Here is a 16050-nt window from a genome sequence, read left to right as displayed (position 1 = left end):
TCACGCTGCGCTGCCGCCTCCGGGCCTGACCTCTCATGCCGCTCCTACCAATGAGCGGGCGACGACCAGCCGCATGATTTCGTTGGTGCCCTCGAGGATCTGGTGCACCCGCAGATCCCGGACGATCTTCTCCACGCCGTATTCGGTCAGGTAGCCGTAGCCGCCGTGCAGTTGCAGGGCCTTGTTGGCCACCTCGAAGCCCGCGTCGGTGGCGAAGCGCTTCGCCATGGCGCACAGCTCCACCTTGTCCGGCGCGTCGGCGTCCAGCGCCGCGGCGGCCCGCCACAGCAGCGTGCGGGCGGCCTCCAATTCGATGCGCATATCGGCGAGTTCGAATTGCAGCGCCGGATTCCGCAGCAGCGGCTTGCCGAACGCGTGCCGCTCGGCGAGATACGGCACCGTCTTGTCCAGCGCCGCCTGCGCACCGCCGACCGAGCACGCGGCGATGTTGAGCCTGCCGCCGTTGAGCCCGTTCATCGCGATGCGGAAGCCGTCGCCCTCCGCGCCGAGGCGGTTGGCCGCGGGGACCCTGGCATCGGAGAAGATCACCTGACGGGTCGGCTGCGCGTTCCAGCCCATCTTCTTCTCATTGGCTCCGACGGAGATGCCGGGAGTGTCGGCGGGCACGATGAACGCCGATATCCCGCGCGCTCCCGCGTCACTGGTCCGCGCCATGACGACGTAGACGTCCGTAGCGCCCGCGCCGGAGATGAACTGCTTGGCGCCGTTGAAGACGTAGTCGTCACCGTCGCGCACGGCCTTGGTGCTCAACGCCGCCGCGTCGGAGCCGACGCCCGGCTCGGTGAGCGCGTAGCTGGCCAGCAGTTCCATCGCGGTCAGCCGGGGCAGCCAGCGGTGGCGCTGTTCGTCGTCGCCGTAACGGTCGATCATCCACGTCGCCATGTTGTGGATGGAGATGTAGGCGGCGATGGCCGGGCAGCCGGTGGCCAGCTGCTCGAAGATGCGCACGGCGTCGAGCCTGCGCAGGCCCGAACCGCCCACGTCCTCGCGCACGTAGATACCGCCGAGGCCCAGCGGCCCCGCCTTGCGCAGCACGTCCACCGGAAAATGCTTCTGCTCGTCCCATTCCAGCGCGTTCGGGGCGAGGAATTCGTCGGCGAAGCCGCGCGCGGTGTCGCGGATCGCCTTCTCGTCGTCGTCGAGTGCGAACATCCGCGTCAGTCCATCGTCGGGATGACGAACGCGTTGCTCTCCTTCAGGCCCGCGGGCCAGCGCTGCGTCACCGTCTTGGTCTTGGTGTAGAAGCGGATCGAATCCGGACCGTGCTGGTTCAGGTCGCCGAAGCCGGAACGCTTCCAGCCGCCGAAGGTGTAGTACGCGATCGGCACCGGGATCGGCACGTTGATGCCGACCATGCCGACCTGCACGCGCGCGGCGAAGTCGCGCGCGGTGTCGCCGTCCCGGGTGAAGATCGCGACGCCGTTGCCGTACTCGTGCTCGTTGGCCAGCCGCAGCCCCTCCTCGTAGTCCTTGGCGCGGACCACGCTGAGCACCGGGCCGAAGATTTCCTCGCGGTAGATCCGCATCTCCGGGGTCACCTTGTCGAACAGCGTCGCACCGACGAAGTAGCCGTTCTCGGCGCCCTCCACGACCAGGCCGCGGCCGTCCACCACCAGTTCGGCACCCTCATCGATGCCGATCTGGACGTAGTTGTTCACCCGGTTCACGCCGTCCTGACCGACCAGCGGGCCGTAGTCGGCGCCGGGATCGTCGGAGCGGCCGACGTTGAGCTTGTGCACCCGCTCGGCCAGCTTGGCCACCAGGCGATCGGCGGTCTCCTCGCCGACCGGGACGGCCACCGAGATGGCCATGCAGCGCTCGCCCGCGGACCCGTAGCCCGCGCCGATCAGCTGATCGGCCACGTCGTCGAGGTCGGCGTCCGGCATGACGATCGCGTGGTTCTTCGCGCCGCCGAAGCACTGGGCGCGCTTGCCGTTCGCGGTGGCGGTCTCGTAGATGTACTGCGCGATGGGGGTGGAGCCGACAAAGCCGACGGCCTTGATGCGCGGATCGTGCAGCAGCGTGTCGACGGCTTCCTTGTCGCCGTTGACCACGTTGAACACGCCGGCGGGCAGACCGGCCTCGAGGAACAGCTCCGCCAGCCGCAGCGGCACCGAGGGGTCCCGCTCGGAGGGCTTGAGCACGAACGCGTTGCCGGTGGCCAGCGCGGGACCGGCCTTCCACAGCGGGATCATGGCCGGGAAATTGAACGGGGTGATGCCCGCGACGACGCCGAGCGGCTGACGCATCGAGTAGACGTCGATGCCGGTGCCCGCGCCCTCGGTGTATTCGCCTTTGAGCAGGTGCGGGATGCCGGTGGCGAACTCGATGACCTCCAGGCCGCGCTGGATGTCGCCCTTCGCGTCGGCGATGGTCTTGCCGTGCTCGGACGACAGCAGGGCGGCCAGCGAGTCCATCTCGTCTTGCACCAGGGTCAGGAACTTCATCAGCACACGCGCCCGCTTCTGCGGGTTGAACGCGGCCCATTGCGGCTGCGCCGCCTCAGCGTTCGCGATGGCCGCCTCGACCTCGGACTTGCTCGCCAGCGGCACCCGCGCCTGCACCCGGCCGCAATTGGGATCGAAGACGTCGCCGAAGTTGCCGGACGTGCCCGGCACATGCTGTCCGCCGATGAAATGGGTGAGTTCGCGAACCATGCCAGTCCTGTTCTCGTAGCGATCGGGACACCGCGGAGCGGTATGCGGTCATCCTATAGTTGGACGTCCAAGTATTGGCAGAGCGTCGGGCGTGATGTGATTCATCCCACGTGTCGACGGACGACCGGTGCGGGAGGCGCAGCCTTTCGGCTTCTTCCCCACCGCGCGGATGGCCTACGCCTGCGATACCGGAACGGCCGGGTCGGCTTCCTTTTCCCGCCGTGGCCGCGCCAACCGGAACGCGCCCACCGCGAGCGTGATCGCGCCGATCGCCACGACCACCGCCGCGGCGCCGAGCGAGTCACCGGTCCATTCCGAGACCGCCTCCCCCGCCGCCACCGCGATGGCCACACCACCCCCGATGACGAGCACGGCCGAGCGCTGGGTCGCGTACAACGCGAAGCAGACCACCGCAATCACCGCGGTGATCCCGTAGGCCCAAGTCCGACCGTCGATATCGAGGCTCTGCGCGGCCGCGACGGAGGTGACGATCGCGATCAGGTATCCGACCCGGATATCGACCAGGGCGCCGATCCTGGTCAGCGCGAACCACCCCGCACCGAGCAGCAACACCGCCACGCAGGCCCACGTGTCGTCGAGACCGAACACTTCGGTCAACATCCCCGCGACGGCCGCGGGCACGAAGCAGGCGCAGACGAGCATGCCGAGAACGGAGGGCAGCGCGAGATAACCGAGTACCGCGATCCCCGCCCCCGCCGCGCACGCGAAAACCCAAGCGGCATCGGCTGCGTCGAGCGCGGTGCCGACGGATCCGGCCAGCGCGACCGAGCCCAGCGCGAACAGCGCGGCCGCCAACCTGTCGCGGGCGCTCAGCGCGCTCCTGCGGCCGGACGGCGCCCCTGCGAGCACTACTCCGCCGAGCAGCAGGCCGGCCGCCACGACAGCGAGCACGCCGACCCGGACCGGCCGGTCGAGCGCGTCCCAGGACGAGGCCGCCACCAGGGCGATCCCGCCGAACACCAGACCGGCGCCGACGTACGCGGCGATCTCGGCGAGCACCTTCCCGCGCGCGGTCGCCGCGGCCCGCTCGACGGCCAGCGCCGCGAGCACCGCGTCGGCCTGGTCGCGAGTCAGCACGCCGTCGGCGACCAGCCGTCCGATCGCGGCTTCCGCTTTGCCGTCGCTCACCATGCGCCCAGTATGTCCGAGTCCGCCGCCATGACAACACGATCTGCCGCGCGAACCGGTCGGCGCAGGGCCCGTCGTTCGATGAAACCGAGCGCGCACGACCCGCCGCCATCGGCTGGCGGTGTGATCGCAGTCACCGTAGAATTAGTTTGACGTCCTAGTATCGGGCGACAATGGAATCCCCGGAGGAATCCCAGTGGCCGACAGCAGCGCGCTCTACACGCCCACCCATCCCGTTCGCTTCGTCACCTCGGCGGCCCTGTTCGACGGGCACGACGCGGCGATCAACATCATGCGCCGCATCCTGCAGAGCCAAGGGGCGGAGGTGATCCATCTCGGTCACAACCGCTCGGTCAGCGAGGTGGTCGACGCCGTGCTCACCGAAGACGCCCAAGGCGTCGCGGTCAGCTCCTATCAGGGCGGCCACGTCGAGTACTTCGAATATCTCGCGGACGCCCTGCGGAAAGCCGGAGCCGAGCACGTGCGGATCTTCGGCGGTGGCGGTGGCGTGATCGTGGCGGAGGAGATCGCCCGACTGGCCGCGTCCGGCGTGACCATCTTCTCCCCCGAGGACGGACAGCGACTCGGCCTGCCCGGCATGATCAATCAGCTCATCCGCGCCTGCGACGTCGACCTCGCGGCCGAGCCGCCGGTGCTCGACGCGGTGCTCGCGGGCGAGCGCGCCTCACTCGCGCGCGTCATCACCTGTCTGCAAGCGGACGCGCTGCCGGAGGCCGACCGGCGGAAACTGGCCGAGACCGCGGCGGCGCGAACCGTGCCGGTGCTCGGCATCACCGGGACGGGCGGCTCCGGAAAGTCCTCGCTCACCGACGAATTGGTGCGCAGGCTGCGCTCGGACCAGCAGGACAAGGTGCGGGTCGCGATCCTCGCGGTCGACCCGACCCGGCGGCGCGGGGGCGGCGCGCTGCTCGGCGACCGCATCCGCATGAACGCCCTCGACGGCGAACACGTCTTCTTCCGGTCGCTGGCCACCCGCGGCGGACACGAACTGCCCGACAACATCGATCTCATCGTGGCCGCCTGCAAGGCAGCGGGATACGACCTGGTCATCCTCGAAACGCCCGGCATCGGCCAGGGCGACGCCGCGGTGATCGACCACGTCGACGTGTCGATGTACGTGATGACGCCCGAGTTCGGCGCCGCCTCCCAGCTGGAGAAGATCGACATGCTGGACTACGCGGACGTAGTGGCGATCAACAAGTTCGAGCGCCGCGGCGCCGCGGACGCGCTGCGGGACGTGGCCAGGCAGCTGATCCGCAACCGCGAGGAGTTCCACGCCGCGCCGCAGGACATGCCGGTCTTCGGCACCAGCGCGGCGACGTTCAACGACGACGGGGTGACAGCGCTATACCAGCACCTGACCGGCCTGCTCGCGAACCACGGCCTGCGGCTGGAGCCCGGCGCGCTGCCCCGGGTGGACACCCGCGCGTCCACCAGGTTCGCCCAGCTCATCCCGCCCGCACGGGTGCGCTACCTGGCCGAGATCGCCGAGACCGTGCGCGACTACCACGCCGAGACCGCCGCGCAGGTCGTCGCCGCGCAACGGCTGCAACGACTCGAGCAGGTGGCGCTCGAACTGCCGGACGACACCGCCGTGGCCGAACTGACCGAACGCGCCCGCGCCGACCTCACCCCCGCGAACGCCGCACTGCTGGCCGAGTGGCCCGCCCTCGCCGAGTCCTACCGCGGGGAAGAACAGGTGGTCCGGGTGCGGGACCGGGAGATACACACTCCGCTGCGCCGGGAGACCCTGTCGGGCAACTCGATTCCGCGCGTCGCCCTGCCCCGCTTCACCGATCACGGTGAGCTGCTGCGTTTCCTGCGCGCCGAGCATCTGCCGGGGCGCTTCCCCTTCACCGCCGGAGTGTTCCCGTTCAAACGCGACAACGAGGACCCGGCCCGGATGTTCGCGGGTGAGGGCGATCCGTTCCGCACCAACCGCCGGTTCAAGGTGCTCAGCGAGCACTCCGACGCGAAAAGGCTGTCCACGGCGTTCGATTCGGTCACGCTCTACGGGCACGATCCCGCCGAGCGGCCCGATATCTACGGCAAGGTCGGCACCTCCGGCGTGTCGATCGCCTCGCTCGACGACATGGAAGTGCTCTACGACGGTTTCGACCTGACCGCGCCGACCACCTCGGTCTCGATGACGATCAACGGTCCGGCGCCGACCATCCTGGCCTACTTCCTCAACACCGCGATCGATCAGGCGCTGGAACGCTTCACCGCGGAGCAGGGACGGCCGCCGACCGACGCCGAAGCGGCCGACCTGCGAGCCCGCACGCTGGCCACGGTGCGCGGCACAGTGCAGGCCGACATCCTCAAGGAGGACCAAGGCCAGAACACCTGCATCTTCTCCACCGAATTCAGCCTGCGCATGATGGCCGACATCCAGGAATGGTTCGTGCGCAACGGCGTACGCAATTTCTACTCGGTGTCGATCTCCGGCTACCACATCGCCGAGGCGGGCGCGAACCCGATCAGCCAGCTGGCCTTCACCCTGGCGAACGGATTCACCTATGTGGAGGCGTATCTCGCGCGCGGCATGCATATCGATGACTTCGCGCCGAACCTGTCCTTCTTCTTCTCCAACGGGATGGATCCGGAGTATTCGGTGATCGGCCGGGTGGCCCGCCGCATCTGGGCCGTGGCCATGCGGGACCGTTACGGCGCCAACGAGCGGTCGCAGAAGCTGAAGTACCACATCCAGACCTCCGGCCGGTCGCTGCACGCGCAGGAGATGAACTTCAACGACATCCGCACCACGTTGCAGGCGCTCATCGCGATTTACGACAACTGCAACAGCCTGCACACCAACGCCTACGACGAGGCGGTCACCACCCCGACCGAGGAATCGGTGCGGCGCGCGCTGGCCATCCAGCTGATCATCAACCGGGAGTGGGGCGTCGCGATGAACGAGAACCCGCTACAGGGCAGCTTCCTCATCGATGAGCTCACCGATCTGGTCGAGGAGGCGGTGCTCACCGAGTTCGAGCGGATCAGCGAACGCGGCGGCGTGCTCGGCGCGATGGAAACCGGTTATCAGCGCGGCAAGATCCAGGACGAGTCGATGCGCTACGAACAGCGCAAGCACGACGGGTCGCTGCCCATCATCGGGGTGAACACCTTCCGCAACTCCCACGAGGAGCCGCACCGGGAGCTGGAACTGGCGCGCGGCACCGAAGCGGAGAAGCAGTCGCAGCTACGCCGGGTGCGTGAGTTCCAGCAGCGCAACCGGGACGCCGCCCATGCCGCGCTCGCCCGGCTCGAAGCGGTCGCCCGCACCGACGACAACATTTTCGAGGTGCTGATGGACGCCGCCCGCGTGTGCACGTTGCAGCAGATCACCGAAACGTTCTTCACCGTCGGAGGTCAGTACCGCCGCAACGTGTGAGTCTTTTGCGCGCCGTGTTGAGCCGGTCGCGCGCTCGGGTTTCGAGCAGCCGTATGCCCGGGTGGCCCGGTTCGCGCTCGCGGACCGGGTTCGCCCGCGGATCCGGCGGAACCCGCCGTGCCGACTCGGCGGGCGCGGATTCCGAACTCACCGCGCGCCGGGCATGTGACAATCGCCGAGCAAACCTTCGGCGCGGTTGGGGACGGCAGACATGGACCTCTCGGGAATCCGGATCATCGACGCACACATCCACCAGTGGGATCCGTTCGGCACACCCCGGGATTTCAGCGCCCTGGCGAAGCTGTTCCGGCTGTTGCCGGTCCCGGTGGACGCCGCGAAGCGTCTCGCGCCGCGCCGGGACCGGGAATTCGTCGGCGACCCCGTCGCCTACCTGCGGCCCTACCTTCCGTTCGACTACCGCGCCGACGCCGGGAACGCGCCGGTGGAGGTGGTCGCGCACATCGAAGTCGAATGGTCGCAACCGGGACCGCTCGGGAAGGCCGGGGAGACCGCCTGGGTGGCCGGGCTGCCGCTGGAAGCGGCGCCACGGCTCGGCGCGATCCTCGCGGGCGGCGATCCGGCCGACCCCCGGTTCGGGGAGCTCCTCGACGCGCACGCGGCCGCCTCGCCGCTACTGCGCGGTATCCGCACCATGGTCGCCCACCATCCCGATCCCGGTGTGCGGTCGTTCACCGACGCGCCCGGCAAGCTCGCGACCAAGGAATTCCTGGACGGCTTCGCGCGGCTGGCCGAGCGCGGCCTGTCGTTCGAAGCCTGGGTGTACTCGCATGCCATTCCCGACGTCACCGCGCTGACCGAACGCTATCCCGAAGTGCCGATCGTGCTGAACCACCTCGGCACGCCCGCGGGGATCTTCGGGGCGGTGGGCAAGCACACCGGCGCCAATCCCGGGCTGCGCAGGCAGTTGCTGGTGCGGTGGCGCGACGATCTCGCCGCACTGGCCGCGCGCCCGAACGTGGTCGCGAAGGTGAGCGGGCTGATGATGCCGATCCTCGGCCATCCGATCCCGCCGCGCGGCACGCCGACGCCGGTGCCGCAGCTGCTCGACCGGATCGGTCCGCTGGTCGAACACGCCGTGGACGTCTTCGGCGCGGACCGTCTCATCTGGGGGTCGAACTTCCCGGTGGACAAGCCGGTCACCAGCATCGCGAACAGCATCGAGGCGATCGCGACCGCCGTCACCGGCCACGGCGGCGGTCCAACCGAACTCGAGCAGGTCTTCCGGACCACCGCGCAGCGGGTGTACCGGATCGCCGACTGAGCCGGTTGTCGGTGCCCGCCGCGCCGACCGCGCGAACGAGTTCTGCGTGATCGCGCCCGCCAGCGGCGCCGGTGAACTCGCGGGCATCACGGGCACGGGCGGACTGCACGTGGACGCCGACGGCACGCACCACATCTGGTTCGACTACGAATTGGGTTGAGCCGCCCGAGCCAGTTGCGCGGTGAGGGTATCGCGGGCAGTAGCCAATGAGGGCCCATACCAGGTGAGGGCGCGACCTTCCACCAGCGCGACCGGGATGTCCGGAAACGCTTCTGGCCCATCGGTTTCAGTGAAGACATAGGGTTCGTCGGGAAGCACCGCGAGGTCGACGCCTTCGATCAATTCGGCCTGCGTGACGCGCGGATAGCGGTCGGGGCGATCGGCATGCACCAGCCGCAGGCCCAAACGGCGAGCGATGTCGCCGGTGAAGGTGTTCCGTCCGACCACCATCCACGGGTCGCGCCAGACCGGGATGACGGCGGCGCGCGCCGGCTCGGGCGGTGGTGCGGCCCAAACGGATCGGGCCTCGGTGAGCCAGGCGGGCGAGTCGACGCCGAGCGCCTCCACGCAGAGCCGGGTCAGGGAGGCCATGGCCTCGTCGACGGTCTCTATCTCGGTAACCCACACCGGAATTCCCGCCGCGCGCAGGCGTTCTACGTCGAGGCGGCGGTTCTCCTCCTTGTTGCACAGCACCAGGTCGGGGGCGAGTTCGACGATCCGGCGGACATCCGGGTTCTTGGTCCCCCGGACGCGCTCGACCGCGAGATCGGCTGGGTGCGTGCACCATTGCGTGGCGGCGACGAGGACTTCCGGACAAGTGCGCGCCACCGCCTCGGTCAGCGACGGAACGAGCGACACCACCCGGCGCGGGGGTGTGCGGAGATCCACCGGAGTACCGAGGTCGTCGCGGGGCGACCCGGCCGCTGGGCTCTTTCCTGCCACGCTGTCAGCCTATAACAGAAGATTCACGCAGGTGGGCGGCCTTTTCTGGACGAAGCGAGACCAGCCGCGACGATCGGGCCACGCCGGGAGAGATGCGGCAAGTGCGGTGCAAGGGCAGCATCCGGGCGTGGCTGGGGCAGTTCCGCGCGGGGTTGAGCGGCGCGACACTGAATAACGGCACCCGGCGTCGGGAAGTCTCCGGTCCCTTCGCTCCGCCGGTATCGATCCCGCCCCGACAGACCGGCGGTAACCGACAGCCCCGATGCTGGGTGCCAACCAACGTCAGCGGTCGAACCGCCGATAGAGCGCGGTGAGATCGCGCAGACCGGTCGCGGCGACCGTCTCGTCCGCCGAAGTCATCCGCAGCGCCTTACGGAGCAGCAGCGGATCCAAATCCTCCGGCGCCGCCCGGAATTCGACCGCGGGCAAGTCCGGCAGCGAAACGCGCTCACCGTACGGATCGTCGGAAACGGTGGGTCTCGGCTCGCGCTCGATGCCCCCGATCAGCGTGTCCAGGTCGAGTCCGCGCAGGGTCAGGATCTCGCGCGGGTGTTCGTCGAGCCGCTCGGCCAGCAGGTAGCAGACCGCCGCCACGTGCTTGCACGGCCAGCCCGGGTCCGGGCAGCTGCAGGTGAAATCCAGGTCCGCCGCGGTGCTCGGCAGCAGCAGCGGCCCCAGCCCGGTGGGCAACGCCCCCGAGGCGATCTCGGCGAGCATGCCCGGCGCCGAGCGAATGGTTTCGATGAGCAATTCGAGTTCGTCCTCGCGCACCGGGCGCACGGTGAACACCGCCGTGAACGGACGCGGTTGGCTGCCTTGCACTTCCGCCGTCACCGCGCCCGGCTCGATCCGGTAGTTCACCACCTGGCCGGATCGGGCGTAGTTGCGACCGCGTGCCAGCCGCCCCGGCTCCGCCATTCGCTCGACCGATTCCACCAGCGCCCTGCCCCACCAGGTGCGCCCGAAACCGCCTCGTCTGCTGCGGGCTTCCACTCCGCCGCGCACCGGCAGCTTCTTCCCGTACTCGGAGTAGTCGATGAACGGACTCATTCGCCCACCGCCGCCGCACCCAGGGCGAACAAGTCGCGCAATTCGTCGGTGCTCAGTTCGGTGATCCAGTTCTCCCCCGCGCCGACGGCCAGATCGGCGAGCTGCCGCTTGCCGTTGATCATCTCGTCGATCCGCTCCTCGATCGTGTCCACGCACACCAGCTTGCGCACCTGCACGTTGCGCTGCTGGCCGATCCGGAAGGCGCGGTCGGTGGCCTGGTTCTCCACCGCGGGATTCCACCAGCGATCCAGGTGGACCACGTGATTGGCAGCGGTGAGATTGAGCCCGGTACCACCCGCCTTGAGCGACAACAACATCAGCGGCGGTCCGTCCGGCGCCTGGAAGCCGGTGACCATCGCGTCGCGCTTCTTCTTCGGCACGCCGCCGTGCAGGAACGGGATCGCCGCGCCGAACCGCTCGGCCAGATAGGGCGCGACCAGCTCGCCGAATTCCCGGAATTGGGTGAACAGCAGCGCCTTCTCACCGTCGGCCAGCACCGCGTCCACCACGTCCTCGACGAGGGCGAGCTTGCCGGAGCGATGTGCCCCTCGGTGCAGCACACTCGACCCGTCGTCCAGGAAATGCGCGGGATGGTTGCACACCTGCTTGAGCCGGGTGAGCGCACCGAGCACGGCGCCTTTGCGCGCCATGCCCTTCGCGTCCTTGATCTTGGCCAGCATGTCGTCCACGACCGCCTGGTACAGCGAGGCCTGCTCGACGGTGAGGTTGGCCCGCACGGTCATCTCCAGCTTCTCGGGCAGGTCGCTGATCACCGTGGGGTCGGTCTTCACCCGGCGCAGCACGAACGGCTGGGTCAGCCAGCGCAGGCGACTGATCGCGTTCTGGTCGCGCTCGCGTTCGATGGGCACCGCGAAGCGGGCGCGGAAGGACTGCGGACTGCCGAGCACTTTCGGCACCGCGAAATCCATGATGGAACGCAGCTCTTCCAACCGGTTCTCCACCGGCGTGCCGGTGAGCGCCAATCGATGTCGCGCGCGCAGCGACCGCGCCGCCCGCGCCTGCCGCGTCCCCGCGTTCTTGATGTGCTGCGCTTCGTCCAGTACGACGCGGTCCCAGTGCTGTCTGCCGAGTTCCCCGGCGTCGCGCGCCAGCAGAGCGTAGGTGGTGATCACCAGATCCGCGGCGGCGACCGTCTCGTCGAGTTCGGCGCCCACCCGCCGGCCCGCGCCGTGATGCACCCACACCCGCAGGTCGGGTGCGAACCGCTCCGCCTCGCGCTGCCAGTTGCCGACCACCGACATCGGGCACACCAGCAAGGTCGGGCCCGGCGGCGCCGGCTCGGACGTCGCGTTCTCGCGCTCGTGCACCAGCAGGGCGAGCACCTGGACGGTCTTGCCGAGTCCCATGTCGTCGGCCAGGATCGCCCCGCAACTCATCCGGCTCATGGTCGCCAGCCAGGCCAGGCCGCGTTCCTGGTAGGGGCGCAGCTCGGCCTTCAACCCGACGGGCGCGGCGACCGCTTCCGGCTGCCGAGCGCGGTCGAGCAGGTCCCCCGCCCATCCCGAGGCGGTGACCTCGGTGATCGGCACCTGGGGCACCCGGGAGACCGCGATCTCGCCGAGCATGTCCGCGAAGGTGATCGGCGAGTCGTCGGCGTGCGCGGCGACGTACTTGGCCGCGGCGACCAGCGCCTTGTGATCGGCCTGCACCCATTGACCGCGCAACTCGACGAGATCGGATTTGGCGCGCACCAGGCGTTCCATCTCAGCCGTGGTCAGCACCATGCCGCCGAGCGCGAGTTCCCAGCGGTAGGACACCAGGCCGGGCAGACCGACCGTGCTCTCCGCGGCGGGCACCGCGCTCTCCACCCGCAACCGCATGCTCGGCTCGGCGACACTCCAGGCGCGCGGGAGCAGCAGTTGGACCCCCACCGCATGCAGGGCGTGCACGCCGTGCGCGACCAGGTCGAGCACCACTTCGGTGGGCAACAGCAGATCCATGCTGCGCGGATCGCTCGGCAGGTCACGCAGCCTCGGATATGCCCGCTTGGCCGCGCCGAGCTTGTCCACCGCGATCCGGACCAGATTCGGGTCCTCGTGCAGCGGAACGGTTCTGGGCGCCTCACCGGTGAGCCGCAGGCACACCTCCAGCCGCCACAACGCCACCGACTCGTCGGCGAGACCGAGTTCGCCATCCGGTTCCAGCAGACGCAGCACCAGTTCCGGCTCGTCACCGGTCAGGCTGGCCCGCCAGCCCTCGAGCACCTCGGCGACCTGATAGCTGCCGTTGTCCAGCGGAATGTGGCCGACCAGGGCGGCCACCAGGGGATGCGGCGAGTCCGGCAGCTCGGCCAGTGACCGCGCGATCGGGTCGGTGAGTTCGGTGACCAGGTCCTCGAGCAGCGCTGCCGGACGCTCGGCCACCCGCAGCGCCTCCGGCATGGCGACCGCCAGCTCGGCCAGCCAAGCCCGCTGCCGCTCCCCGCCGACCAGCCGCCAGCGCACCCACCACTGGCCGTCCTCCCTGCGCAGGTCCGGCACGACACGCCCGGCGCGCACCCAGCGTTCGATGCCGCCCGCGACATGCGCCAGATACCGCAGATCCCCCGCCACCAGGTCGGCGGGCAACCGCTGCCGGAGGGCCTCCGCCGCCGCGACCGGGGCCAGCGCGTGCGCGCGGACCTGCTCGGTCCCGGCGATCCCGTGCTCGACGACCAGGACCTCGGCCCGGTGCCGGAACTTCGACGCGCGCAGCACGCTGCCCAGCGGATCCGGAAGCTCGGCGGACGTCGCGGCGACCGGCGAGTCGTGCCAGAGCAGCAACCCGGCACCCGGCGACCACAGTCCGTGCAGCATCACCCCATCCAAGCAGGCGGGTACGACACGGCCGCGCACACCGTGCCCGGACCGTTGTGGATTTCTGCGCCCAACCGGCACATACTGGAATATCCGCAGGTCATCGCAGAACAACCGCAGCTTGGTGTCAAGGAAGCGGAGGAAGCAGCATGACGATTCTGCTCCAGGTTCTCGAGCAGAGCTTCACACCGACGACCACGTGGGAACGGCGCAAATTCACCTTCGTGCATGCCGACAAGATCGTCGGCATGCGGCTCGACGGGCAGTGCGGGGTGTGGCTTGACCTGTCGCGCCCAGGTGAATCCCAGCGGCTGGCCCGCACCACCGACCCGCGCGAGGCGATCACGTTCCTGCTCACCACCTTCGCGAAGATCGCCGAATGCGAGGAGCGCGGCGGCTCGTGGGTGATCGGGCACGACGGATCGCATATCGAGTCGATCGCGGCCACCCGGTTCCCGCCCCGGGCGAGCGAGGTCGTCGACGACGATCTCCTGGCCCGGGCCTGGCTGTAAGGCGTCAGCTACCGGTCGCGACCGGCCGCTTCGGATCGTTCGACCACTGCGACCACGACCCGGGATACAAGGCCGCCTCGACGCCCGCGATGGCGAGCGCGGCGACCTGGTGCGCCGCTGTCACACCGGAACCGCAGTACACGGCCACCGGCCCGGATCCGAAATCGGCGAAGCGGTCGCGCAACTCCGCGACGGCGCGGAAGCGCCCGTCCGCGTCGAGATTGTCGGCGGTCGGAGCGCTCAGCGCGCCGGGGATGTGCCCGGCGCGGGGATCGATCGGCTCCACGTCGCCGCGGAAGCGCTCGCTCGCCCTGGCGTCCAGCAGCACGCCCTTCCAGCGGGCCGCCGCGTCGGCGTCGATCACGGGCAGGTGACCGGGACGCACTTCGACATCGCCCGGCTCGGGGTCGGGTTCCGCGCCGGTCGCGACGGACCCGCCCGCGTCGATCCAGGCGGGCAGCCCGCCGTCGAGGATGCGCACGTCCGCGACACCCGCCCAGCGCAGCAGCCACCAGGCGCGCGCGGCGGCCATGCCGCCGGTGGCGTCGTAGACCACCACGGGGTCGCCCTCGCACAGGCCCCAGCTGCGCGCGCACTTCTCCAGTTGCGCGGGCTCCGGCAGCGGATGCCTGCCGCGCGCGGGTGACGGCGGCGCGGCCAGCTCGGTTTCCAGGTCGACGAACACCGCGCCGGGAACGTGGCCGGCGAGATAGTGCTGCGGCCCGTCCGGATCGCCCAGCGCCCATCGCACATCCAGCAGGCGAAGCCGCTTGTCCGGCAACGCTTCCCGAAGCTCCTCCGGTGAGATCAGTACCGCGCTCAACTCAGCTCCTCGTCCCGAATCGCGTCCTCGCGCACCGACTCCCCACCCTACGCACCCGAATGTGCCGATGTCGCCGAACACTCCCGCCCCGTGCCGCACACCGGCTCGAGTCAGTCCAGTTTCGGGGCACTGGCAGGCGACACGCGTCCGTGACCAGCGGCAATATCCGACCGGTGTCGAACGTATCCACCACCGAGACCACCGCGACGCGGGAACCCGAACGGGCGCGAGCGGGGCTGGCGCCGCCACTCGGCGCGGGCGTGGTGACGGCCCTGGTCGGATTCACCAGCTCGTTCGCCGTGGTGCTGAGCGGATCGACCGCGGTCGGGGCGAGCTCCGCGCAGGCCGCGTCGGGTCTGCTGGCGCTGTGCGTCACCCAGGCGATCGGCATGATGGCGCTGAGCTACCGCTACCGCATGCCGATCACGCTGGCCTGGTCCACACCGGGCGCGGCGCTGCTGGCCGGGACGGGCGCGGTGGCGGGAGGCTGGCCCGCCGCGATCGGAGCGTTCGTGGTGACGGGGGTGCTGATCGTCGTCACCGGACTCTGGCAGCGGCTGGGCACCCTGGTCGCGGCGATCCCGGTGGAGATAGCGCAGGCCATGCTGGCCGGAGTTCTGCTGCCGCTGTGCCTGGCGCCGGTGCGGGCGGTGCAGACGAGTCCGGCGGTGGTGGCGCCGGTGATCCTGGTCTGGCTCGTGCTGCAACGATATGCCCAGCGTTGGGCGGTGATCGCGGCCTTTGTCACCGCGGCGGTAGCCGCCGGCGTGAGCATCGTCGTGCAGCACCGTCATCTCGACGTCGGCGCGATGGCTCCGCGACTGGAACTGACGCTGCCGCACTGGAGCTGGCAGGCGCTGATCGGCGTCGCGATCCCGCTCTACATCGTCACCATGGCCTCGCAGAACATCCCTGGCACCGCGGTGCTGGCCTCGTTCGACTACCGGGTTCCATGGCGCGCGGCGATGACGGTCACCGGTCTCGGCACCGTCGTCGGAGCGCCCGCGGGCGGGCACACGATCAATCTCGCCGCCATCAGCGCCGCGCTCGCGGCGGCCCCCGCGGCGCATCCGGACCCGAAGCGGCGCTGGATCGCGGCATTCACCGCGGGCGCGATGTACCTGCTGCTCGCGCTGGGCTCGGCCGCCGTGGTCACGCTGATCGCGACCGCCCCGGCCGGAACCCTGGAAACAGTGGCCGGCCTGGCCCTGCTGGCGACCCTGGGCGCGGCCCTCGGCGCGGCGCTGCGCTCCGAACACCGCGAAGCCGCCGTGGTGACGTTCCTGATCGCCGCCTCCGGTGTCGGCTTCGCGGGGATCGGCGCCGCCTTCTGGGCTTTACTCGCCGGGCTCGTGGTGCGCAAAGTGCTGCGTTAGTCGCCGT

General features: G+C 69.8%; 12 protein-coding genes. 5 read left to right on the top strand and 7 right to left on the bottom strand.

Going from position 1 to position 16050, the window contains the following annotated elements:
• Positions 1-33 precede the first annotated feature (33 nt).
• From ACWESM_RS26920 to ACWESM_RS26910, 3 genes are all read right to left on the bottom strand, one after another.
• The gene (locus tag ACWESM_RS26920; protein ID WP_355073641.1) at positions 34-1173 is read right to left on the bottom strand and encodes an acyl-CoA dehydrogenase family protein; all 1140 of its coding nucleotides are present in this window, start codon (positions 1171-1173) and stop codon (positions 34-36) included.
• Between the two features lie 5 nt (positions 1174-1178).
• Positions 1179-2678 (bottom strand): CoA-acylating methylmalonate-semialdehyde dehydrogenase, encoded by a 1500-nt coding sequence (locus tag ACWESM_RS26915; protein ID WP_452494101.1) that lies wholly within the window; start codon positions 2676-2678, stop codon positions 1179-1181.
• Positions 2679-2852: 174 nt separating this feature from the next.
• A complete protein-coding gene (locus tag ACWESM_RS26910) occupies positions 2853-3830 on the bottom strand; it encodes a DUF2157 domain-containing protein (protein WP_452494099.1) in 978 nt (325 codons plus the stop codon).
• A 193-nt stretch (positions 3831-4023) separates the two neighbouring features.
• On the opposite strand from ACWESM_RS26910, the gene icmF reads away from it, so the two are divergent.
• The 3 genes from icmF (at position 4024) to ACWESM_RS26895 (ending at position 8684) form a co-directional block, all read left to right on the top strand.
• Positions 4024-7242 (top strand): fused isobutyryl-CoA mutase/GTPase IcmF, encoded by a 3219-nt coding sequence (gene icmF / locus ACWESM_RS26905; protein ID WP_452494098.1) that lies wholly within the window; start codon positions 4024-4026, stop codon positions 7240-7242.
• Positions 7243-7453: 211 nt separating this feature from the next.
• Complete coding sequence (locus ACWESM_RS26900) at positions 7454-8524, top strand: amidohydrolase family protein (protein WP_452494096.1); 1071 nt, start codon at positions 7454-7456, stop codon at positions 8522-8524.
• A 46-nt stretch (positions 8525-8570) separates the two neighbouring features.
• Positions 8571-8684 (top strand): DUF3224 domain-containing protein, encoded by a 114-nt coding sequence (locus ACWESM_RS26895; protein ID WP_364433120.1) that lies wholly within the window; start codon positions 8571-8573, stop codon positions 8682-8684.
• Here the strand turns inward: ACWESM_RS26895 and ACWESM_RS26890 are convergent.
• From ACWESM_RS26890 to ACWESM_RS26880, 3 genes are all read right to left on the bottom strand, one after another.
• Complete coding sequence (locus tag ACWESM_RS26890; RefSeq protein WP_452494094.1) at positions 8669-9412, bottom strand: helical backbone metal receptor; 744 nt, start codon at positions 9410-9412, stop codon at positions 8669-8671. The genes ACWESM_RS26895 and ACWESM_RS26890 overlap by 16 nt on opposite strands.
• Positions 9413-9748: 336 nt before the next feature.
• On the bottom strand, positions 9749-10516 hold the full coding sequence (locus tag ACWESM_RS26885; RefSeq protein WP_364433124.1) for an SWIM zinc finger family protein: 768 nt from the start codon (positions 10514-10516) through the stop codon (positions 9749-9751).
• Positions 10513-13332: a DEAD/DEAH box helicase gene (locus ACWESM_RS26880; RefSeq protein ID WP_452494093.1), complete on the bottom strand. Its 2820-nt coding sequence runs from the start codon at positions 13330-13332 to the stop codon at positions 10513-10515. The genes ACWESM_RS26885 and ACWESM_RS26880 overlap by 4 nt, the downstream gene beginning before the upstream one ends.
• A 149-nt stretch (positions 13333-13481) precedes the next feature.
• Between ACWESM_RS26880 and ACWESM_RS26875 the strand changes: the two genes are divergently transcribed.
• A complete protein-coding gene (locus tag ACWESM_RS26875; protein WP_355073623.1) occupies positions 13482-13844 on the top strand; it encodes a hypothetical protein in 363 nt (120 codons plus the stop codon).
• 4 nt (positions 13845-13848) lie between these two features.
• Here the strand turns inward: ACWESM_RS26875 and ACWESM_RS26870 are convergent, their stop codons facing one another.
• On the bottom strand, positions 13849-14655 hold the full coding sequence (locus ACWESM_RS26870) for a sulfurtransferase (RefSeq protein ID WP_364433321.1): 807 nt from the start codon (positions 14653-14655) through the stop codon (positions 13849-13851).
• Positions 14656-14840: 185 nt separating this feature from the next.
• On the opposite strand from ACWESM_RS26870, the gene ACWESM_RS26865 reads away from it, so the two are divergent.
• The gene (locus ACWESM_RS26865) at positions 14841-16043 is read left to right on the top strand and encodes a benzoate/H(+) symporter BenE family transporter (protein ID WP_452494091.1); all 1203 of its coding nucleotides are present in this window, start codon (positions 14841-14843) and stop codon (positions 16041-16043) included.
• Positions 16044-16050 lie beyond the last annotated feature (7 nt).

It is taken from the genome of Nocardia sp. NPDC003999 (assembly GCF_053604885.1).
This window is presented reverse-complemented; position numbering and strand designations above follow the sequence as displayed.

Excerpts from the sequence above, each read along its gene's own strand:
- ACWESM_RS26920 (WP_355073641.1), bottom strand. The coding sequence starts at position 1,173 with ATGTTCGCACTCGACGACGACGAGAAGGCGATCCGCGACACCGCGCGC.
- ACWESM_RS26915 (WP_452494101.1), bottom strand. The coding sequence starts at position 2,678 with ATGGTTCGCGAACTCACCCATTTCATCGGCGGACAGCATGTGCCGGGC.
- ACWESM_RS26910 (WP_452494099.1), bottom strand. The coding sequence starts at position 3,830 with ATGGTGAGCGACGGCAAAGCGGAAGCCGCGATCGGACGGCTGGTCGCC.
- ACWESM_RS26900 (WP_452494096.1), top strand. The coding sequence starts at position 7,454 with ATGGACCTCTCGGGAATCCGGATCATCGACGCACACATCCACCAGTGG.
- ACWESM_RS26885 (WP_364433124.1), bottom strand. The coding sequence starts at position 10,516 with ATGAGTCCGTTCATCGACTACTCCGAGTACGGGAAGAAGCTGCCGGTG.
- ACWESM_RS26880 (WP_452494093.1), bottom strand. The coding sequence starts at position 13,332 with ATGCTGCACGGACTGTGGTCGCCGGGTGCCGGGTTGCTGCTCTGGCAC.
- ACWESM_RS26875 (WP_355073623.1), top strand. The coding sequence starts at position 13,482 with ATGACGATTCTGCTCCAGGTTCTCGAGCAGAGCTTCACACCGACGACC.